The organism is Nostoc sp. FACHB-133, from assembly GCF_014698055.1.
GTDB lineage: Bacteria > Cyanobacteriota > Cyanobacteriia > Cyanobacteriales > Nostocaceae > Nostoc.
In genome coordinates, this window is sequence record NZ_JACJSH010000004.1 from 114,750 (window position 1) to 132,827 (window position 18,078).

Consider the following 18,078-nt stretch of genomic DNA (forward strand, 5'->3'; position numbering starts at 1 on the left):
TGGCAGGGAAAAACTAAATAATGTAAAGGTATGTGAACAAGCTATTAAGCTTAACTCAAGCATATTTCAGAATTTTTACAAAGCTTTACATAGTTGTCTTTAATCACACCAACTTATTCATTAAACTGTCTGGAGATGTTATTAATTTCCAATGATTACTACAATAAAAACATATCTGCAATGACAAATTTTTTGATAAAAGTGGCAATTCTTTCGCTTGTATAACTATTGCAACATTTTTAACTTAGTGATTCTGAAAAATTGATATTTTGCGTAGGCGTAGCCCAACCTAGGCATCGCTACTGAGCTACATGACCAAATTTACAATAGAAAATCTTTTGATAAAAATGACAATTCTTTTACTTTTTTGCCCAGGTGCTTGCAAATCAGCAACTGCCTGTCTTCCGTATAAACTCTTGAATTTGCTTTGTAGCATAAGCTGAGCTACAACAGTTTAGCGGTCTTTATATTGCCACCAAAAACTCATCGAGTCAATTATTTGTAACGATAAAGACATAGTTGCTTCACTTTTTATATATCCTTTGGGAGATGACTAAGCGTTGAGTAGGTATTCCTTGAGAAAAGAGATTAAGTATTTAAGCTTAAACCCCTTTAAAATTCCATTTCTAGCCTCTGGCGATTGATCGCAGTTACGCAGATTTTCATTAAAATGTTGCTTTATGACAAAATAAACACGATGTTATACGTAAAAATATACGTTTTTTTAGTCCATTTGTATTTCTTGTGACGAATGATGTTTCTGCCTTAAAAATTAGATATAAAATTATACGCCGCTTTATACGTGTTTGTGTTGTGTAAATGTATTTCTTACGACGGATGACTAAGCATATTCTTCTATAGTTAAATCCCTGATAGAGTAAGTTAAGATAAATTAAGAAAATGAACTAATGAGTTAAAATTTTTTAATTCAAGCCTAGCCAAGCCCGGTAAATTCATTTATGTTGATAATCAAACGACTCTACAGTGGTATTTGGTCAAAGTCCTTTCCCTCGGAAAGGCTAAGGAACAAAAATTTTTCTCATTTAACCGTTTACCAGTCGAAACCCAGTAACTTTCGGTTGGTGAACCATTCCTTAGCTATGGTGCAGGCTACATCTCTTTACTTGTTAAAGGTACACAAATTTCCGCAGTCCTGTACTAGTACAGTTTGGCTCAAATTAGCCACCCATTTTAAATGTCTAAAATCCTTAATTAACGGGAATTGCGAATTACGAAAAGTAGTATTAGTATATATTTAAAACATTTTTTCTACTTATAGATTGAGAATTTTCAACTCTTAGCTAATAAGGTATATTGACTAATCTAGATTTGATTTGTCTATCTTTTGCATTCCTCAAAATTTGTTTAAGTCAATAATAAATTTTAAATTAAATATTGAATTTTTTCAGGAAAAATTGGTTAAATTATTCCCTTTTTATTGGTATGATAAGTTTTGTTAAGTCCGTTAGTAATATTTTTAATTTACTAACTAATTTTATTTTTTAACTGCCTAACACTGCACCAGAGTTTTTAGTTAGTTATGACTATCAACTCACTAATGGCTATGGTGCTAATTAATTACCAGGAGCAAGTAGGGATATGAATTCTGGCGATTATAGATTAGCTAAATCAAACACTCAATGGCCACTACAGCCAGAAATAGAAATGAAGTTTGCTCACTTTCTAATAAATCAAGCTGTAGATGCTGCCTTTTGTTTAGGAGAAAACGCCCAATTTCTCTACGTCAACGATGCTACTTGCCAGATGACTGAGTATTCCCGTGAGGAATTACTTTCCATGAGGTTGCAAGATATAGACGTAGATTTTTCTCTACACAACTGGTCAAATATTTACTCAGAAGGTTCTCTTACCTTTAAATCTCGCTACCGCACAAAAGGAGGACGAATCTTTCTGGTAGAAATATCCATTAGCTATGTAAAACAACAAGATATAGAATTTGGCTGTGCTTTCGCTCGGGAAATAAGTGATGAAATAGTAGAATTGAGCGTGCAAAAGTGGACTGATGAATTAAGGGATGCCAAAGACAATTTGCAGCAGGAATTTTCTCAACTCAAATCAAAAGAAATAGAACTAGAAGCATCTCTTTCTTTGCTCCGTTCTACTCTCGAATCTACTGCCATTGGTATTGTTGCAGTTAACTTTGAGGGAGATATTCTGAGCTTGAATCAGAAATTTGCGGATATGTGGCAGATTCCGGAGTCCCTAATATTATCTAAGAAATGTCCTCGATGCAAAGCCTTTTTTGAGAATCAACTTAAAGATCCACAAGCCTTTAATCGACTAATTTGGGAAGTGTCTAGCCAATCTGATTTCGAGAGCTACGATATTTTGGAATTGAAAGATGGGAGAGTTTTTGCACACTACTCTAAGCCTCACTTGTTGGATGGCAAAATTATTGGTAGAGTCTGGAGTATTTGGGACATTACTGAATCGAAACAGACTGAAGAAGCATTGCGGCTAAATGCAGTTAGATTTCGGACTTTAGCCGAAACAACAGATACCAGCACTTTTCTGATTCAAGGCACACGGCTTTGCTACATAAATCCAGCAGTAGAGCAACTCACTGGTTACACAAAAGAGGAACTGTTAACGGGTTTTGATCTTCGGCGACTGATTAAGAGCAAAAGACGCAGGCAGGTACGTAAACAGAGTGAAGCAACTAACTTTGAATACCAGGAGATGAATATTCTGACAAAAAGCGGTACGGAGCGCTGGCTAGCTTGTGCGGTTGTAATGCTGGATGGAGTGCTAGATTTTGGTGGGAAACCAGTAGAAATGATTGCAGGTATTGATATTACCGATTACAAATATGCAGAATTAGGTCTTAACCAAGCTTTAGAACAAGCAAAACAACTTAGCGAACTTAGAGCGCGTTTTCTTTCTATGGTTTGCCATCAATTCCGTACACCGTTGAATATTGTTTCATTCTCTAATAGTTTATTAAAGGAAGAAGTAGACAAACGTACACAGAAGAAAATCCAACCACTGCTGGATCATATTCAAAAAGCTACAGAACAACTTGGTCAGATGTTAGATGATATTTTATTCTTCTCTAAGGCAGAAGCAGCAAAAATAAACTATGAGCCAAAGCCACTTGAGTTAGTTGATTTCTGTAATGACTTAGTTGCAGAAATGCAGATGAGCATTAGCAAAATTCCGATTAATTTTGTCACTCAAGAAAATTATCTAATAGCCTGCATAGACAAAAAACTGTTAGAGCCGATTTTAAAAAATTTGCTCGATAATGCAATAAAATATTCTCCCTCTGGTATGACAGTTGATTTGAGACTTTTTTGCGAAAATGAGCAATTAATTTTCCAGGTCGAAGATAGAGGTATTGGTATTTCAGCGCTAGATCAACAACGAATATTTGAACCATTTTACCGTGGAACTAATATCGATCACATACCTGGTACTGGACTAGGACTGTCAATTCTTAAAACCCTAGTAGACTTACATCATGGTCAAGTATCTGTGGAAAGTCAACTTGGTGTGGGCACTACGTTTACTGTAACGTTGGCATTAATCAAGTCAGAGTTTAGTAGTTCCGAGTTATGAATGTTGAAATCAAGATTAGTTATTAATTAACAACTTAACAATCACAACTCTCGGAACGAAGTAATTAAGCTTATGCCTATTTCCCTACTCCCAAAAAAGTTGAGTACAGCACGGCGTAAATCCAACTAAACTAGGCAAAATTCCGCCACGGTTTAATATTAACCAGCTTCTGCTAAAAGTTATGGTAATAAAAAATTATGTACGAATCATCAAATAAAATTCTCGTAATTGAAGATGATCATGTTACCCGCGATCTTTATTTAAAAGGTCTTAAGGCTAAAGGTTTTGATACAATCAGTGCTAACAACGGTCTTGCTGGTATCCAACAAGCACAAGAGTGTATACCCGACTTAGTGATTTGCGATATCACGATGCCCGATATGGATGGTTATAGCGTTTTAAATACGCTACGCCAAGATCCTCTTACGGCAATTATTCCTTTTATTTTTCTGACTGGGAGTAGTAACAAAGCAGATGTTCGCAAAGCTATGGAATTGGGAGCAGATGATTATCTTACCAAACCCTCGACACTAGACGAATTGCTCAGAGCGATCGCTATTCGACTCCAAAAGCAAGCTACCATGCAATACTGGTGTGCTATGAAATCTGAGAAAGCTCCAAAAGCAGTATTTGTAGATAATACTCTAGATGCGATCGCACCTGAAGAACCCACGATCCCTTCTAAGTCAATCTTTCCCTGTATTCCTCAATTAAAAGAAGTTTTCGACTTTATCGAAGCCCATTATCATCAAGGAATTACTTTGTGTGATGTGGCTGTTGCTGTTGGTTACTCACCTGCTTACTTAACTAACCGAGTCGCAAGGCAAACGGGAGAAACTGTAAACTGCTGGATTGTCAAACGCCGAATGGCAGGCGCTCGTTTTTTACTCCAAAATAATAATCAGACTATCGAGAAAATCGCCAAAGCATTAGGTTATCAAGATGTGTCTCATTTTTCTCGTCAGTTTCGCCAACATCATGGTTTACCTCCCCAAGCTTGGCGCAAACAGCATCAACTTGTATCTCAAAAACAGGTGAAACTTTGGTGAAACTAGAAATACAGCAATTTTCATTTAGACTACAACTGAGATGGGGAGTAAACAATAGTAGTCTGTCAATAAATAATTGATGGATAAATTAAGAGTAGAGACGACGATTTATCGCGTCTCTCTAACCGTCAAAATGAATTTGACAGACTAGTAGTACAGTTCAACCAGAAAAGCAGTATTTCTCCCGCCTCCTTTAAATAAATAGTTGCGTAAACTCATATATTAAATCCACCCTGCCCTTACGTAACATGGCTGGATCTAATCTTTCAGTAGTGTTACAAGTCATCAAGACAACTAATCGTTGTTGCATCTGGATACCAGACTCATCAATGACACTTTGATACAAAGTGCCATCCAGCAAACTGAGAATGTGTTCGGTTTTGTTATTGTATTGCGCTACCTCAGAAGCGCGGTTTTGCGCTAGATTATCAGCTTCGTTAATAACGATACAAATACGTTCTATGTAAGTTGGGGGGACAAAATTAGCGATCGCATCATGATCTAAAATAAAAATTACATACCCTAAAGGTACAAGAATTTCTTTTGCTACAGCTTGTGTCCAGACTGTTTTACCCGTACCTGGTTTACCATGTATAACAACCGCTAACTGGTTTTGATTCAGAATCGCTTGCTGTACAGCATCAGTAAACTGTTGGATATCTGCCGGAAATGTGCGAATGGGAAATTGGCTGTGAACTTTACCTACACGACTTTGGTATCCACTCAGCATAACTGCCAAGTCGTAAGTCGCCTTGTTAATTAATGGGGCAAGATTTCTCGCCATTAAACTATATTGTCGCCGCCCGCGATCGTAGGGATCAATTTGCAACCAAACGTCATGCTTTGCCCAGTAAGCATAAACAGTATTAATCACATCTAAGCGTTCCCAGCTAACAAATCTATCTATAGGAAAATAAAAATCTCTTTCTGAATAATACTGAGTAATAATGTCAGGATTACCCAACACACCCAAAACTCGCAGTACAGTAATTTCTTGCAGTCGGTTAAGAACATAATCAATGGGAATGCTACTACGACTGACAAATTGAACGATAGGCGTTTCCGTACTCAAAACATCTTTGTAGCGATGATCTGGTGATTGAGGATCTGGTGTAATGTAATTCCAAAATTTTTCAACTTCGTAGCGGGTATTATCAGATACAATATTTAATAAATTAGCCCACCAAGCATAATTATTTCGCCCCAAAATATCAGCAACATTACTCGCTAAATTCAAACTTTTTTGAGTTAATTCGCGGGAGTCACTATACAACAGTTGCCATAAAAAACCCCAATCTAACTCTCGGTTAAAGGGTCGCCACCCACTAGCAAGCAAGCTTTGACGGGTATTATTTGTAGGAGTGCCTTCATTGCTTCTAAAATAGTCAAAATCCATATTTGTTTAGTTATGCAGCGTTAATAGAGCTATTTGTGTTAAATATGAGATTTTAAAATTTTTCTTGTAATATCAACTACTTGTATACAAATGGTAATTTTATTTTCACCGTCATGTACTGGCTAGGAATTTTTTTTAATCTAACTCATTACTTGTGTAACATACTATATTACGCAGTAACTACCTGCGTCAACTTTTTTGACAAAGCAATTACCTCTTAATGTCCCTCCGCCATTTATCCATCTCTACGCTTCTGACTGATATCATGTCCGAAAGCACATAATCCCACTTTTGTCTGATGCCAAAGTTTCTCTCCCTGATGGCAAGGTGAGGTTCCGAATATTACCGATGAAGAAGGCAGCTATGCTGTGTTGCTGAGGCTTCAACCCCAGCTATTGCAAATTTGTGTAGTATCTATCAAAGCTATAGGACTCATATTTGATTTTTGAAAAAACTCCCTACAACTCAAAAAGCCTTCTTTCCTCTTTTTTATCCACGCGAACAAAAATAAAATCGAATTCCTATATGTAGAGACGCGTTAACGCAACAAGACATTAACGTAGCGGTTTGAAGCCCAGTGCAATTTCGCATCTCTTCTTGTTAATCAAGTTGAGTATTTGCCATTAATTTCTATATAACCCTCTGAAAGATCGCAACCCCATACAGTTGCAGAAGCTTCGCCAATATTGAGGCTAACATGAATATCTACTTTGTCTTTGGACATAATTTGCCGCAATTGTTCCAGATTTTCATTAGTTAAACTACTAGGATAAACTTTCACGTCATCAAAACTAATAACAACTCGTTCTGGATTGATCTGCTGTTCATTTTCACATTTACCTATAGCCATCGCAACTCGTCCCCAATTCGGATCTGCCCCATAGACGGCGGTTTTTACTAATGGTGAATTGACAATTGCTTTAGCTACTTTTTTCGCTTGTACATAGTTAATAGCTGAATCTACAGTCACCTCAATAATTTTGGTGGCACCTTCTGCATCTCTGGCAATTTTCAGCACCAATTCTTGTGCAACTTCTTGCAATGCACTGGCAAAATCTGCTTCTGAAACTTCACCGGCTATTCCATTAGCTAAAATCACAGCAGAGTCACTAGTAGAAGTGTCAGTGTCTACACTCAAGCAGTTAAAGGTTTTATCTATAGTAGAGCGAAAAATAGAACGAAGGCTATTTGCAGAAATTGCCGCATCAGTAAAAAAGAAAGTTAAGAGAGTAGCCATATTAGGCTCAATCATGCCAACACCTTTGGCAATTCCTACCAGCTTGGCATTTCCTATTTGTCGTGTAGCTAGTTTTGATACTGTATCGGTGGTCATAATACCACGGGCTGCGGCATTAAAATCAGCAGGAGTCAATTTTTTCCCCAATCCTAATAAACCTGCTCGAATTTTTTCAATTGGGTAACGCCTGCCAATTACGCCTGTAGAAGCTATCACCATATTATGTGCAGCAATTCCAGTTTCCGTTGCAACCAATTCTAAAACTTCTTGGGCATCAGCAATGCCAACAGCGCCATTAGCGACATTTGCATTTTTAGATATAACCACAATTCCTTGTACTTGTGAATCTTTTAAGTTGTCGCGGCTAATAGTAACGCTTGGCCCGGCGAAAAGACTTTGAGTGAAGACTCCGTCAGCAACACAAGGAATTTCTGATTTAATAAATACAAAATCATCAGTTGTATCGCGTATTCCTAAATTAGTAATAAATGCACTAAAACCTTGGGGTACAGAAGATATAGTTAATGCCATTTTTCTAGATTTAATAATTTTCTTTAATTATCTCATACCATTTGCAAAAATATTTATAACATCAGTTATTAGAGACGTATATCTATCCATACACCTCTAATAATTGATGTGTAGGATAAAAATTAGGAAATTTTAAGAGAACCTAAAGACCTATAAGAAATCAGTTAATGTAAGGGTAAATGTTGTCCATCCGTTACCGCTTTCTACTTGAATGTTTCCTTGCAATTGTTCGACTAATTTTTTTACTATAGCTAAACCTAATCCAGAACCACCTTGATTCCAGATATCTGCATTGGGGATGCGATAAAATTTTTCAAAGATTCGTGGTAACTCTGTTGCTGAAATTTCTGCGGAATTACTGGTAGTAATAATAGTTTTTGCAGGCGTTTCCAAGGAATTGTGACTTACACTTAGGATAATTTCACCACCCGCAGGTGTGTATTTACAGGCATTATTAAGCAATTCTATTAAGATTCGTTCTAAGCTTATACCATCTGAGAGCAGGGGCGGGAGATTTGAAGGCAGATTCAACTTTAGAGTTTGCTGGTGTTGTTGAACACGGATTTGAAATGGCTCAATTATCCAAGTTAAGAACTGCTGTAAGAGCAACGCATCTGGTGTGATAACTGGATAAGATGAGCTTTCTAGCCGTTGTAAGTCAAGTAGATCGTTAATTAATCCTAACTCGCGATCGCACTCGCCTTCCATCAGTTCTAGATAACGTTGAGCTTCATCTGTATCAGTAGATAATTGTATCATTTGTATCATTAGCTTCATATTACTCAGAGGCGATCGCAGTTCGTGAGAAACTAAATTTAGAAAGTCATTTTTGAGTTGATTTATCTCTTCCCATTGCAACACAAGTTTCTCTTGCTCAATTTGCCTTTGACGCGCCTCAATCGCTCGTTTGCGCTCAGTAATATCTCGAAAAACTAATACAGCACCCATAATATTATCTTGATCATCGTGAATTGGTGCAGCGCTGTCATCAATTGGTATTTCTCCACCCTCTCTAGTAATCAGAATAGTTTCTGCTGGGAGGCTGACAATAATGCCATCTTGAAGGACTTTTACGATCGGACTTTCAATAGAGTTATGAGTATCTGCATTAGCAATATTGAATACTTCTGATAAATTTCTGCCATAAGCTTCTTCCTGTTTCCATCCAGTCAGATTTTCAGCAACCGGATTCATGAAAGTTACCAATTCTTGCAAATCGCTAGCAATAACACCATCGCCTATACTTTTTAAAAGTGTATCCAGCCATTTTTTACTTACTTTTAATTGCCTTTCTAAACCATGTTTAGTGAGAGTTATTTCAATATTTGTTTGTAGTTCTCTTTCTTTAAAAGGTTTGAGTAGGTAGCCAAAGGGCTCAGTTATCTTGGCTCTTGCTAATGTTTTATCATCCACATAAGCCGTTAAGTAAATTACTGGAATATCCAAATGCTTATGGATTTCTTGGGCAGCTTCTATCCCATCCATTGACCCTTTTAATTTAATATCCATTAACACTAAATCTGGGGATATTTCTACTGCTTTGTTAATTGCTTCTTGTCCTGAAGAAGCAATTACAGGAACTGTATAACCAAATTTTATAAGTCGATATTGTAAATCTTTCGCAACAATAGCTTCATCTTCCACAACTAAGATTTTTGCAGATGTCATATTTTAGTTTGTTATATTAATGTAAATTTCACCTGACACTTCACACCCATATCACCTTGGATATTCATATTTCCTGAAAGTTGATTGGTTAAAGCATCTACTAACTGCCAGCCTAAAGAAGCTATTTTTTGGAAATTAAAATTTGGTGGTAAACCAATTCCGTCATCACTGACCACAAGTGTAACTTGCCGATCTTGATTTTGGTTAATTTCTATACAAATCGTACCATTCCTACCTACGGGAAATGCATATTTCAAGGAATTAGATACAAGCTCATGGATAATTAAGCTACAAGGAATTGCCGTATCCAATCCGAGAAGAACGTGTTTGTCTATAATTTAGTACCAGAGTGATCGCATCTTCATTGACTTCGTATGCAGTAAATAAACTTGCTACTAAATCTCGAATATATTCACCAAAATTAATCTTTGCTAAGTCTTGAGACTCATACAATTTTTCGTGAACTAGAGCCATTGATGCAATCCGTTGTTGGCTTTGTTGGAATATTACCAAATCGTGTTTGTCTTTAATATAAGCCGATTGCAAACTTAGCAGACTGGAAATAACCTGTAAATTATTTTTGACTCGATGATAAATTTCTTTTAATAACACCTCTTTTTCTAAGAGTGATGCTTGCATTTGCTCCTCCCACTGCTTGCGATCGCGTAGGGCAGCTTGCCGTTCGCTAATATCTTCCACTACAGAAATAAAATATCTTGGCTCCCCACTAGGTTCGCGCATTAAAGAGACGGTGAGATTAACCCAAACTAGGGAGCTATCTTTACAAAAATAGCGCTTTTCTATTGAGTAAGTTTGAATATCATCTGCTAAAATCTGGTAAAAATATTTTAGGTCGGCATTAATATCATCTGGGTGAGTAATATCTTGAAAAGTTAGCAACTGTAGTTCTTCGGGTGTGTAACCAAGAATATTGCAAAGCCTCTGATTAACTAACAACCACCTTCCATCTATTGCTACATGGGCGATGCCAACAGCAGCTTGGTGAAATGTAGCACGGAATCGTTCTTCACTTTCTCGTAATGCTTCTTCTATTCGCTGGCGCTCAGTAATTTCTGTCTGTAGTGATTGATTAATTCTTGTTAACTGTACTGTTCGTTCCTCCACCATATTTTCTAATTGATTAAGTAGACTACTTACTGCCTCCTCTGCTTGCTTACGCTCAGTAATATCGGTATGTGACCCTGCCATCCGCACTACATTACCATCTTCGTCCCACAGTGCTTGACCTCGATCCAAAATCCATTTGTAAGTGCCGTCTTTACATAAAACTCGATGCTCAGTAGTGTAAAACGGTGTTTTCTGAGAAAAGTGATCTTGGACTGCTTGTGTTACCCAATCCAGATCATCTGGATGTACTCGTTTCATCCTTTCATCTAAATGGTTAGAAATTTCGTGGTCTTCATAACCAAGCATTTCCTTCCAACGGGCCGAGAAGAATATTTCATTGGTTTTAACATTCCAGTCCCAAATTCCATCATTATTGCCGCGCAAAGCTAATTGCCAGCGTTGTTTACTTTCCCTCAACACCTCTTCAGTTAGTATGCGTTCAGCAATTTCCTTCTCTAGTTGAGCAGGACTTGGTAGGGCCAGTGCTTTGGGTATTAATGGCACAAGCTCTATAGCCGTCAATACAGAGACAAAAGCAGTAATAGCTTTGAGTAACCCTGATAGCCAATAGGTAGGATACCAAAGCGTCCACACATCCATCAAATGGGTTGTGCCACAAGCAACAATGAATGTGCCAAACATCAGAAATATCCAGCCGAAAGGCACATCTCGCCGTTTACGGACAAAATAAACCAACATTACTGGGATTGAATAATAAGCAAGTCCAGTTAGTACATCTGAAACCAGATGCAACCACACCAATTCTGGTTTCCAGAGGTAGCAATGTCCGTGGGGAATAAACTGGCTAGTAGAGAAAAAATTATTTAAAAATTCCATCATAATTTAGGGGTGCTATCGAAATTGATGACACTCCTAAGATTTTAGCTAAATAATAGTAATTCACCGAACTCAATACATCCTTATTGTATTACTTTGCCCAGAGAATAATCTATCCTATTTGCAGCATAGTAATTTTCACACAAACCTTTATTTAAACTATTTTTTTAGAAAATAAACGTTCAAATTCTCGCTCTAAAATGTTTCTTATTTTTATTTTTTCAAAGTAATTAAAAATGGATGGACTTATATAAGCATGGATTATATTTACCAGTTCTAGGCAGTTCCAATATTGATCTGATACCAATGAAACATTATCACAAATTTCCTTTGAGTAATTTGCTAATGATAGGCCCAGAGACTCCACTTTTTTTAAAGCTACTAAGGCTTTAGTTATGCTAGGCAAGTGCCGCCACTGAAAATACCAGCTAAAATTGCAAAACAGAACAGAAGAGAAGAAGTACGCAATAGAAGACGGATTAGGTTCATAATATATCTTTTGAGGATATATATTAAGAGTGTTTTTCACACTGATTAATAATCTCACCTAGTTGTGATTTATAAATATATTATGACAGTGAGATACTCAATCGCAACTCAAATGCAACTCATAGGCAACTTCATAAATACTTGAGTATTTTTTTTTACAAAACAATAATTCATCTGTATAAAAATGCTATAAATAACGCTTTAACATTTTTACACAGATGACCTAAGCTTATACCGATTATCTATGATGATGTTAGCTTTAATCAAATTTCGCTGTTTTTGGTTTATGCTATTTTTGTGTGAGTACAAAGTCTATATAAAGTAGGTTTTTGCCCCAAATATATTCCACAAATTTTGTATAAGTTTTTACTACCTAAAAAGGCATAGTCCATCACTATAAAAGGGCTGCTATATAGCAATCATATTTGATTTATGAAAATCTCAAGGCTCAAATCCCCGACTTCTCTAGGAAATAGGGGATCTTATTTATCACAAATAATTTAGGATTGCTATAGTAATTAGCACTGTTAAGTAGTGCTAATTAGAAGTCTATTTCACAATTTTAGATTCTGCATTCTTCTAGCTTCGACTTCAGAGAAGCAAAATGTTTTCCACCTAATTCAATTTGCCCATCTGCACACCCAGTTTTTAATCTTTCGACTAAATAATCCAAATCATGAGCTATAAAATTTGTACCATGATCTGGTTCTACTAAACTAACTAAAGATATGTTTCTTGCTTGTTGTTCAGCCAAACTAGAAATACCTAAAAAGTTGAATACACCAGATTCATAGGTTCCACAAGGTACTGAAGGATTATTTACTCCAACACAGTATTCATTTGGTTTAAACCAATCAAATGCTGGGTAGCCGTGGAAATGAACAATTGGCGCACCATCTTTAATTAATTCTGGCGTATACAAAGCCGCAGAAAGACTAATTGCAAGCATGACATAAATATCATAAGAAGGTTTCATATCTGCTAACTCCGAATGAATCACTTTAGGGAGTTGGAGATATAGCTTTTCTTTCAAACCAATTCTGATAATATCGTCAGCGATATTCAAGTCTGTTTTATTTGACCCTGAACGAGAACTGACAAGCCAAATATCAGGTATTTGCCTAAATACATATTTGTCTAGGAGTTTGATTTTGGCATAGCGTCTACCTTTTTCATTTTGACGAATTTCGTTACTACTAAATCCTCTAACAGGTAATAGACTTTCCCACTCATTTTTACTTACCTCTATATCTCCAAAATATTGTGGAGGTTCAGCATAAGCAACAAAGCCATAAGAGACACCTGTTCTACCATTTATGATGACGCTGACAATATCTCTATGTGATTTTCTTTTAATCACTTCATTCAATTTAAAACCAGGAGGGAATAAACCTGTTGATGCCAATTCCTGACCCAATTTCACTAATTTTGCAGCATAGATAGATTCTTGAGGATTATACTGTCCTAGCTCAAATCGGCTCAGTAAAAGCGGAGCGATTGGCACAAAAACTTTAGGAATTAGTGATTTTAAAACAAACCGTTCTATCTCATTTTTGGAGAAAATAGAGTCTGAAAGATTCATATTTAATATAGAAATTTTATCAGATGATACTCCAATAACAATTTCTGAAAACGTTCTGATTAAAGTGTTTAAGCCAATATTGATTTTTTGTTTATACGGAATCAGAGGGTTGATGAAATCATGGTCTATTTCAGTAAGTACAATTACTTGAGTTTTACTAGGATTGTCAACGTACTTAGCTGCATGATCCTCAGCCCAACTGCTCAATCGAGCCATTTTTATAACAGGTATTTTTCGACCATTTAAAACAAATTTAGAATAAAGTTGATAGAGAATCTCTGCTGTAAAAATACCAAGTTTTCTTAGAATAGAAGGAGGTATTTCTACATCAATAATTGCATTAACTTCTGATTTAACTCCTTTAAACTTGAATTTTTTATTTTTATTAATTATTGGAATTGTTAGGTCATAGTTAAATTCTGCGATCGCTTCCTCCCAAGATAAAACTTTGACCCCATAATCTCTCAACTTAACTTCCAATTCTTGGCGAAATTTCCGAATCTCTTGATTTTTGTAACTATTAGGCAAAGGTTTAAATGTAACTATCAGCTTTTGAGCCATAACTTTAGGATCGATAATTGGCGGCTTATACTCTACAGATGATTGCTCTGAAAATCCCCCAATTAGACGACCAATAGTCTGTAAATTGAGTCCTTGACTTAAAGGGACAGAATCTAAATCAGTAGCGACATCCATCTCGTGTAGAAATGCCACAATCTCCGCTTTGCAAGCAACTATTTCTGCTTGCATTTCTAATGTGATTATGCCCTTGGGTGAGCGAATCTTTAATTTGTCGTTATCAACCCACAAATGAACACCCTGTTGAGTAAGGTTTGCTATAATCTCTGATGCGTTCATAGTTTCAGAATCTCCTAATTGTTTCAAAGTCTTGATTTTTGAAAATATCAAATGAACGATAAATATGCCTATTTGTACGTTAAAGAAGAATCTAAATCCAAATTGCAAATCTCATGAATATAAGACATAACATTGTTCACAAGAAGTTTCATAGTGCTTTGGCTAATTGAGGGTTGAGAAAAAACAAAATTGAACAGCATTTTTCCTTGAAAAGTTGAGGCGTGGATAACAAAAACACCTGCATACAAAGCGTGGGAAGCAGCGAAACTGATTTCTTCTATTTCAAATTCACCGTAATATTTGGGTATATTTACTTTGCCAACATTAGAAACAGACACTGTGGCAGCTACTTGCTTGGGATAGATAAAACAAAAATCTATGAGATGCTTGGCAATCAAAATCATTTTAAAGAGATCACCGGATTTTTTACTAACTTCAAGTTTTTTTTTCACCTCACGGGCTAATTCCCAAAAGGACGTGTTTCTCCCTATAGTATGAAATCCCATAATAGAGGAGGCTAATACAGCCATCTGATCATCAGTGATTGCTGGTTCGAGATGTCTCCTCAAATCAAAATATGATAGGCAGTTTACTCGTGTATTTTTGCTATTTACTTTAATTATTTTTCTCCCTATTGTAAACATCAGTAAAGCACACAAAGCACTATGTACTGTTGTATTTTCTTGCCGACAATGATTTACAAATTTTTGGGTTAAGTCTTCGTCAAGTTGTCTGTGGATAATATTGCAACTACGCTTTGCAATAGATACGTACTTTTCAAAACCTAATGTTTGTGGTCGATTACAGATTTTTTGTAAGCCAAGCTGCAACAAGAAGATAATGCTATTCATCCTACCTCTAAATCCCTTAGTCCATTTGGGCATTAGTTCTTCGATAGGTGGAAGTGGAGTTAAGCTAATAACTGGATTAATTGGTTCGCCGGACACAATTTTTTGACAACAAGTCAATATTTCTGAGTGAAGTTGGATGGATGATAAACCATCTGCGATCGCATGGTGTATTGTTGTAATTAGGTAACTTACATGCTCATCACCTAAAAGATGAATAAGAACAACTCGTAGCAAACCTTTACTACTATCAATTCCGTTGTTCATCTCTTCATCAACTACTTCTTGCCACTGGTCGTTGTCTAACTTTTTTACAACGCGTAAAGCAATATTTGCTGTTTCTTGACTTTGAAAGATGAGACTATTTTTATCTCCAACAATTTTAGAATTTAGACGAGGGTGGCGACATTGAATCATGTCTAAAGCCTGTGTCAGAGTTTCTTCATAGATATAGCCCTTGATGCGACTAATAGTTACTATGTTCCAGGTTTTAGCACGGCTATTTAAGATTTCCATAGCTTGCTCAAGGTGTCCCAGCTTTCTGTTGTAAATCATATTTACTTTTGGTTCCCTCTAACTACTAAATTATTTGCAAGCTTATTTCTCGATTTAGGTTGTAATTATTGTTCGATAACCTGAACAACCTTTTGCTTAAGCTGTGCTAAAAACCTGGATATATTCATAGTTTCAAACTATCAAAATCTTTTTCTGTAAGCTGTTCAAATCTCAAAAATCTCTGACTGAGAAGCTTTAGATTCTTCGGCTAAACGCTGAGATAGCGTTTCAATAGTGGGGTAATGCCACAATAAAATTGGAGATAGCTCAAAACCAAACAGCTTCTCGGCTTTGCTAACAAGAAACATCGCCTGGGCTGACTCTAAACCGTAGCTGTCTAAAGGTTGACTGACATCTATATCCTTAGATTCAACTCCTAGCTGCTCTGCAATATGAGATACTAACCAAGCTTGAATTTCTTCTGCGGTATAAGACTGCTTTTTAGTTGTCTCAGGAATAGACTGACTCATTTACACACCTCTTAAGTAAAAAGAATTGGATATATAGCATTCTTAAATAGGATATGAACAAGCTATCTTTTTTGTTCATAGCCTAAATAGGATTGCTGTAGTGGCTAAAATTTTTGAAATGTCTAAGGTAGGAGATATTAGAAAAATTTTTAACTTTTGCGGCTGCTTAATATCCCCTAAATGTATATCGAGCTACGTGAAATTTGTCAATTAATTAGCGACTCGAATGCTAATATCACCCTGTACTACGCATTGACAGGCTAGGCGAACATTGGGATTATCTGGAGCCAACACATCAAGTAAAATCTGCTCCTCATCCATCACAGGAGTTAGATTTTCTATCCCACTCACAACTTCTATAAGACAGGTTCCGCAAGCAACACAACGACAACCAAATAAAATTGAACTAGGATATTCATCACAAATCTTAGTTAAGCGTTGGTTTGCTTCGACTTGAAGTGTTTTTTGATCATCTTCAAAATGAATAGATACTATCATTTCTAAACTCACTAGTGTCAAGAAAGAGGGTTAGCAGATTTAACAACCCTTAGGCTACTTCAACAACTTTTTGAATTTCCTTAATTGCCAAAGCATCCTTGTAACGCTCATAGCGATTACCTAGCTTACTTGTATTTAACTCCAATTCCAGTGCCTTTATCAGACGCTCTAGCTGCTGAGATTTGTATTGCCAACTCTTTTGTTCCATGTAACCAATTATATTGCGCCACTTTGAACTTACCTGTCTCCAAGAATTAACTAATTGATTTATATCTACTTGCTTATCAGCTAATTCAGGATGGTGCAGAGACATACTTAGTGAGTTCAGCCCAACTCTAATATCAGTTAGCATGATTCCTTGCACAGTGAGGTCTAACTTCTCCAAATAAGTAGTGTAACTGGCACTAATATAGTCTTCCACAATTAGCTGTATGAAATATCGAACGAAATCTTGAGCCTCTGGAGGAGCTACCCTATACAGTTCTACTCCTAAATCAAAAGATGTTGTGTAATGACGTGCTTCATCTGTTAAGTGGCCTTGATTCAATTCAAAAGCTAATGGTTCATAATCAAACTTTTCAGGGGAATCAAATAAATAGGCTTCGCTTTTTTTTAACTCCACGTTAGCCATGTACCGATACAGCAGAGTTAAGCTACCCAAGCCACTTTCTTGAACTTTTTCGGCCGGTAGCATCCTCATGGCATCCCCAATCATGAACCTTAAATTTCGGTATGTAAAATTTTGGCCTCGTTGCTGTGTCTGTTCTACAATCTTGTTAAGAAAGCTTTTCCCCTTTTGAAGATTCAACAGAGTTTCATTTAAATCTTCATCAAAAGTAAAACGGGTATCGAAACTGTCAAAATCTGATTGAGGTATTGCACCAACAGAACCATAGAAAAAACCAGGCTCATCAAAGGAGCTTTGAATTCCTATTTCTCGGCAGACCATACTATATACGGTTCTAAAAGACCAAATATGATCCATTTCTTCATTAGTTTCCTGGTGAAGAATCATAAATTCGTCCGAGTAGGAAGCAAAAACTTTTTCAGCAATACCCATATTGGACATGAGAGACTGATATTCGCTATTGGCAACATACTTGTAGAAGTTAGCAAAAAATGTCGCAGATAAAATTGACATTTGACGAGCATTAAAGGAAAGTAAATACTCACAAATCGGTACCGGTAAGGGAAGCATTCCCGGATGAGAGTAGAGTTTTTCTCCTTTAATTCCCTGCTTGCTCATGGCGATAGCAACAGGCTTTAATTCTAAAGAATGAGTATGTGCCTGCTCGAAAAGCTTATTTTGAATTTTGGGAATTCGGTTATCAATTTTAACAGTATTCATGTGAT

At 36.4% G+C, this 18,078-nt stretch carries 12 protein-coding genes; 2 read left to right on the top strand and 10 right to left on the bottom strand.

Annotated features, from left to right (window positions below; all coding sequences use genetic code 11):
• The first annotated feature begins 1,599 nt into the window (after nucleotides 1–1,599).
• Together H6G86_RS05115 and H6G86_RS05120 are read left to right on the top strand one after the other, a co-directional pair.
• Nucleotides 1,600–3,579 (top strand): scytonemin biosynthesis sensor histidine kinase, encoded by a 1,980-nt coding sequence (locus tag H6G86_RS05115; RefSeq protein WP_190933419.1) that lies wholly within the window; start codon nucleotides 1,600–1,602, stop codon nucleotides 3,577–3,579.
• Nucleotides 3,580–3,776: 197 nt separating this feature from the next.
• Complete coding sequence (locus tag H6G86_RS05120; RefSeq protein ID WP_190933420.1) at nucleotides 3,777–4,628, top strand: response regulator transcription factor; 852 nt, start codon at nucleotides 3,777–3,779, stop codon at nucleotides 4,626–4,628.
• Nucleotides 4,629–4,821: 193 nt separating this feature from the next.
• On the opposite strand, the gene H6G86_RS05125 is transcribed toward H6G86_RS05120, so the two are convergent.
• The 10 genes from H6G86_RS05125 to H6G86_RS05170 form a co-directional block, all read right to left on the bottom strand.
• Nucleotides 4,822–6,024 carry an AAA family ATPase gene (locus H6G86_RS05125; RefSeq protein ID WP_190933421.1) on the bottom strand — a complete coding sequence of 401 codons (1,203 nt, stop codon included), beginning with the start codon at nucleotides 6,022–6,024 and terminating at the stop codon, nucleotides 4,822–4,824.
• A 604-nt stretch (nucleotides 6,025–6,628) separates the two neighbouring features.
• Nucleotides 6,629–7,792: a bifunctional glutamate N-acetyltransferase/amino-acid acetyltransferase ArgJ gene (argJ, locus tag H6G86_RS05130; protein WP_190933422.1), complete on the bottom strand. Its 1,164-nt coding sequence runs from the start codon at nucleotides 7,790–7,792 to the stop codon at nucleotides 6,629–6,631.
• A gap of 150 nt (nucleotides 7,793–7,942) precedes the next feature.
• Nucleotides 7,943–9,460, bottom strand: a complete 1,518-nt coding sequence (locus H6G86_RS05135) for a hybrid sensor histidine kinase/response regulator (RefSeq protein ID WP_190933423.1) — start codon at nucleotides 9,458–9,460, stop codon at nucleotides 7,943–7,945.
• 11 nt (nucleotides 9,461–9,471) lie between these two features.
• Nucleotides 9,472–9,771, bottom strand: a complete 300-nt coding sequence (locus H6G86_RS05140; protein WP_206758425.1) for a sensor histidine kinase — start codon at nucleotides 9,769–9,771, stop codon at nucleotides 9,472–9,474.
• Complete coding sequence (locus tag H6G86_RS05145; protein WP_190933425.1) at nucleotides 9,749–11,428, bottom strand: PAS domain S-box protein; 1,680 nt, start codon at nucleotides 11,426–11,428, stop codon at nucleotides 9,749–9,751. The genes H6G86_RS05140 and H6G86_RS05145 overlap by 23 nt, the downstream gene beginning before the upstream one ends.
• A 1,048-nt stretch (nucleotides 11,429–12,476) precedes the next feature.
• Entirely contained in the window at nucleotides 12,477–14,354 is a 1,878-nt protein-coding gene (locus H6G86_RS05150; RefSeq protein ID WP_190933520.1) for a TubC N-terminal docking domain-related protein, read from the bottom strand.
• Nucleotides 14,355–14,422: 68 nt separating this feature from the next.
• Nucleotides 14,423–15,757 carry a phthiocerol/phthiodiolone dimycocerosyl transferase family protein gene (locus H6G86_RS05155; protein ID WP_190933426.1) on the bottom strand — a complete coding sequence of 445 codons (1,335 nt, stop codon included), beginning with the start codon at nucleotides 15,755–15,757 and terminating at the stop codon, nucleotides 14,423–14,425.
• 164 nt (nucleotides 15,758–15,921) lie between these two features.
• Nucleotides 15,922–16,227 carry a phosphopantetheine-binding protein gene (locus H6G86_RS05160; RefSeq protein WP_190933427.1) on the bottom strand — a complete coding sequence of 102 codons (306 nt, stop codon included), beginning with the start codon at nucleotides 16,225–16,227 and terminating at the stop codon, nucleotides 15,922–15,924.
• Between the two features lie 210 nt (nucleotides 16,228–16,437).
• Nucleotides 16,438–16,725, bottom strand: a complete 288-nt coding sequence (locus H6G86_RS05165; RefSeq protein WP_190933428.1) for a 2Fe-2S iron-sulfur cluster-binding protein — start codon at nucleotides 16,723–16,725, stop codon at nucleotides 16,438–16,440.
• A gap of 49 nt (nucleotides 16,726–16,774) precedes the next feature.
• Complete coding sequence (locus H6G86_RS05170) at nucleotides 16,775–18,073, bottom strand: hypothetical protein (RefSeq protein WP_190933429.1); 1,299 nt, start codon at nucleotides 18,071–18,073, stop codon at nucleotides 16,775–16,777.
• Nucleotides 18,074–18,078: the final 5 nt, after the last annotated feature.

What these genes read in the sequence shown, in the direction of transcription:
- H6G86_RS05115 (WP_190933419.1), top strand. Translation starts at nt 1,600, where the DNA reads ATGAATTCTGGCGATTATAGATTAGCTAAATCAAACACTCAATGGCCA.
- H6G86_RS05120 (WP_190933420.1), top strand. Translation starts at nt 3,777, where the DNA reads ATGTACGAATCATCAAATAAAATTCTCGTAATTGAAGATGATCATGTT.
- H6G86_RS05125 (WP_190933421.1), bottom strand. Translation starts at nt 6,024, where the DNA reads ATGGATTTTGACTATTTTAGAAGCAATGAAGGCACTCCTACAAATAAT.
- argJ (WP_190933422.1), bottom strand. Translation starts at nt 7,792, where the DNA reads ATGGCATTAACTATATCTTCTGTACCCCAAGGTTTTAGTGCATTTATT.
- H6G86_RS05135 (WP_190933423.1), bottom strand. Translation starts at nt 9,460, where the DNA reads ATGACATCTGCAAAAATCTTAGTTGTGGAAGATGAAGCTATTGTTGCG.
- H6G86_RS05145 (WP_190933425.1), bottom strand. Translation starts at nt 11,428, where the DNA reads ATGATGGAATTTTTAAATAATTTTTTCTCTACTAGCCAGTTTATTCCC.
- H6G86_RS05150 (WP_190933520.1), bottom strand. Translation starts at nt 14,354, where the DNA reads ATGAACGCATCAGAGATTATAGCAAACCTTACTCAACAGGGTGTTCAT.
- H6G86_RS05155 (WP_190933426.1), bottom strand. Translation starts at nt 15,757, where the DNA reads ATGATTTACAACAGAAAGCTGGGACACCTTGAGCAAGCTATGGAAATC.
- H6G86_RS05160 (WP_190933427.1), bottom strand. Translation starts at nt 16,227, where the DNA reads ATGAGTCAGTCTATTCCTGAGACAACTAAAAAGCAGTCTTATACCGCA.
- H6G86_RS05165 (WP_190933428.1), bottom strand. Translation starts at nt 16,725, where the DNA reads ATGATAGTATCTATTCATTTTGAAGATGATCAAAAAACACTTCAAGTC.
- H6G86_RS05170 (WP_190933429.1), bottom strand. Translation starts at nt 18,073, where the DNA reads ATGAATACTGTTAAAATTGATAACCGAATTCCCAAAATTCAAAATAAG.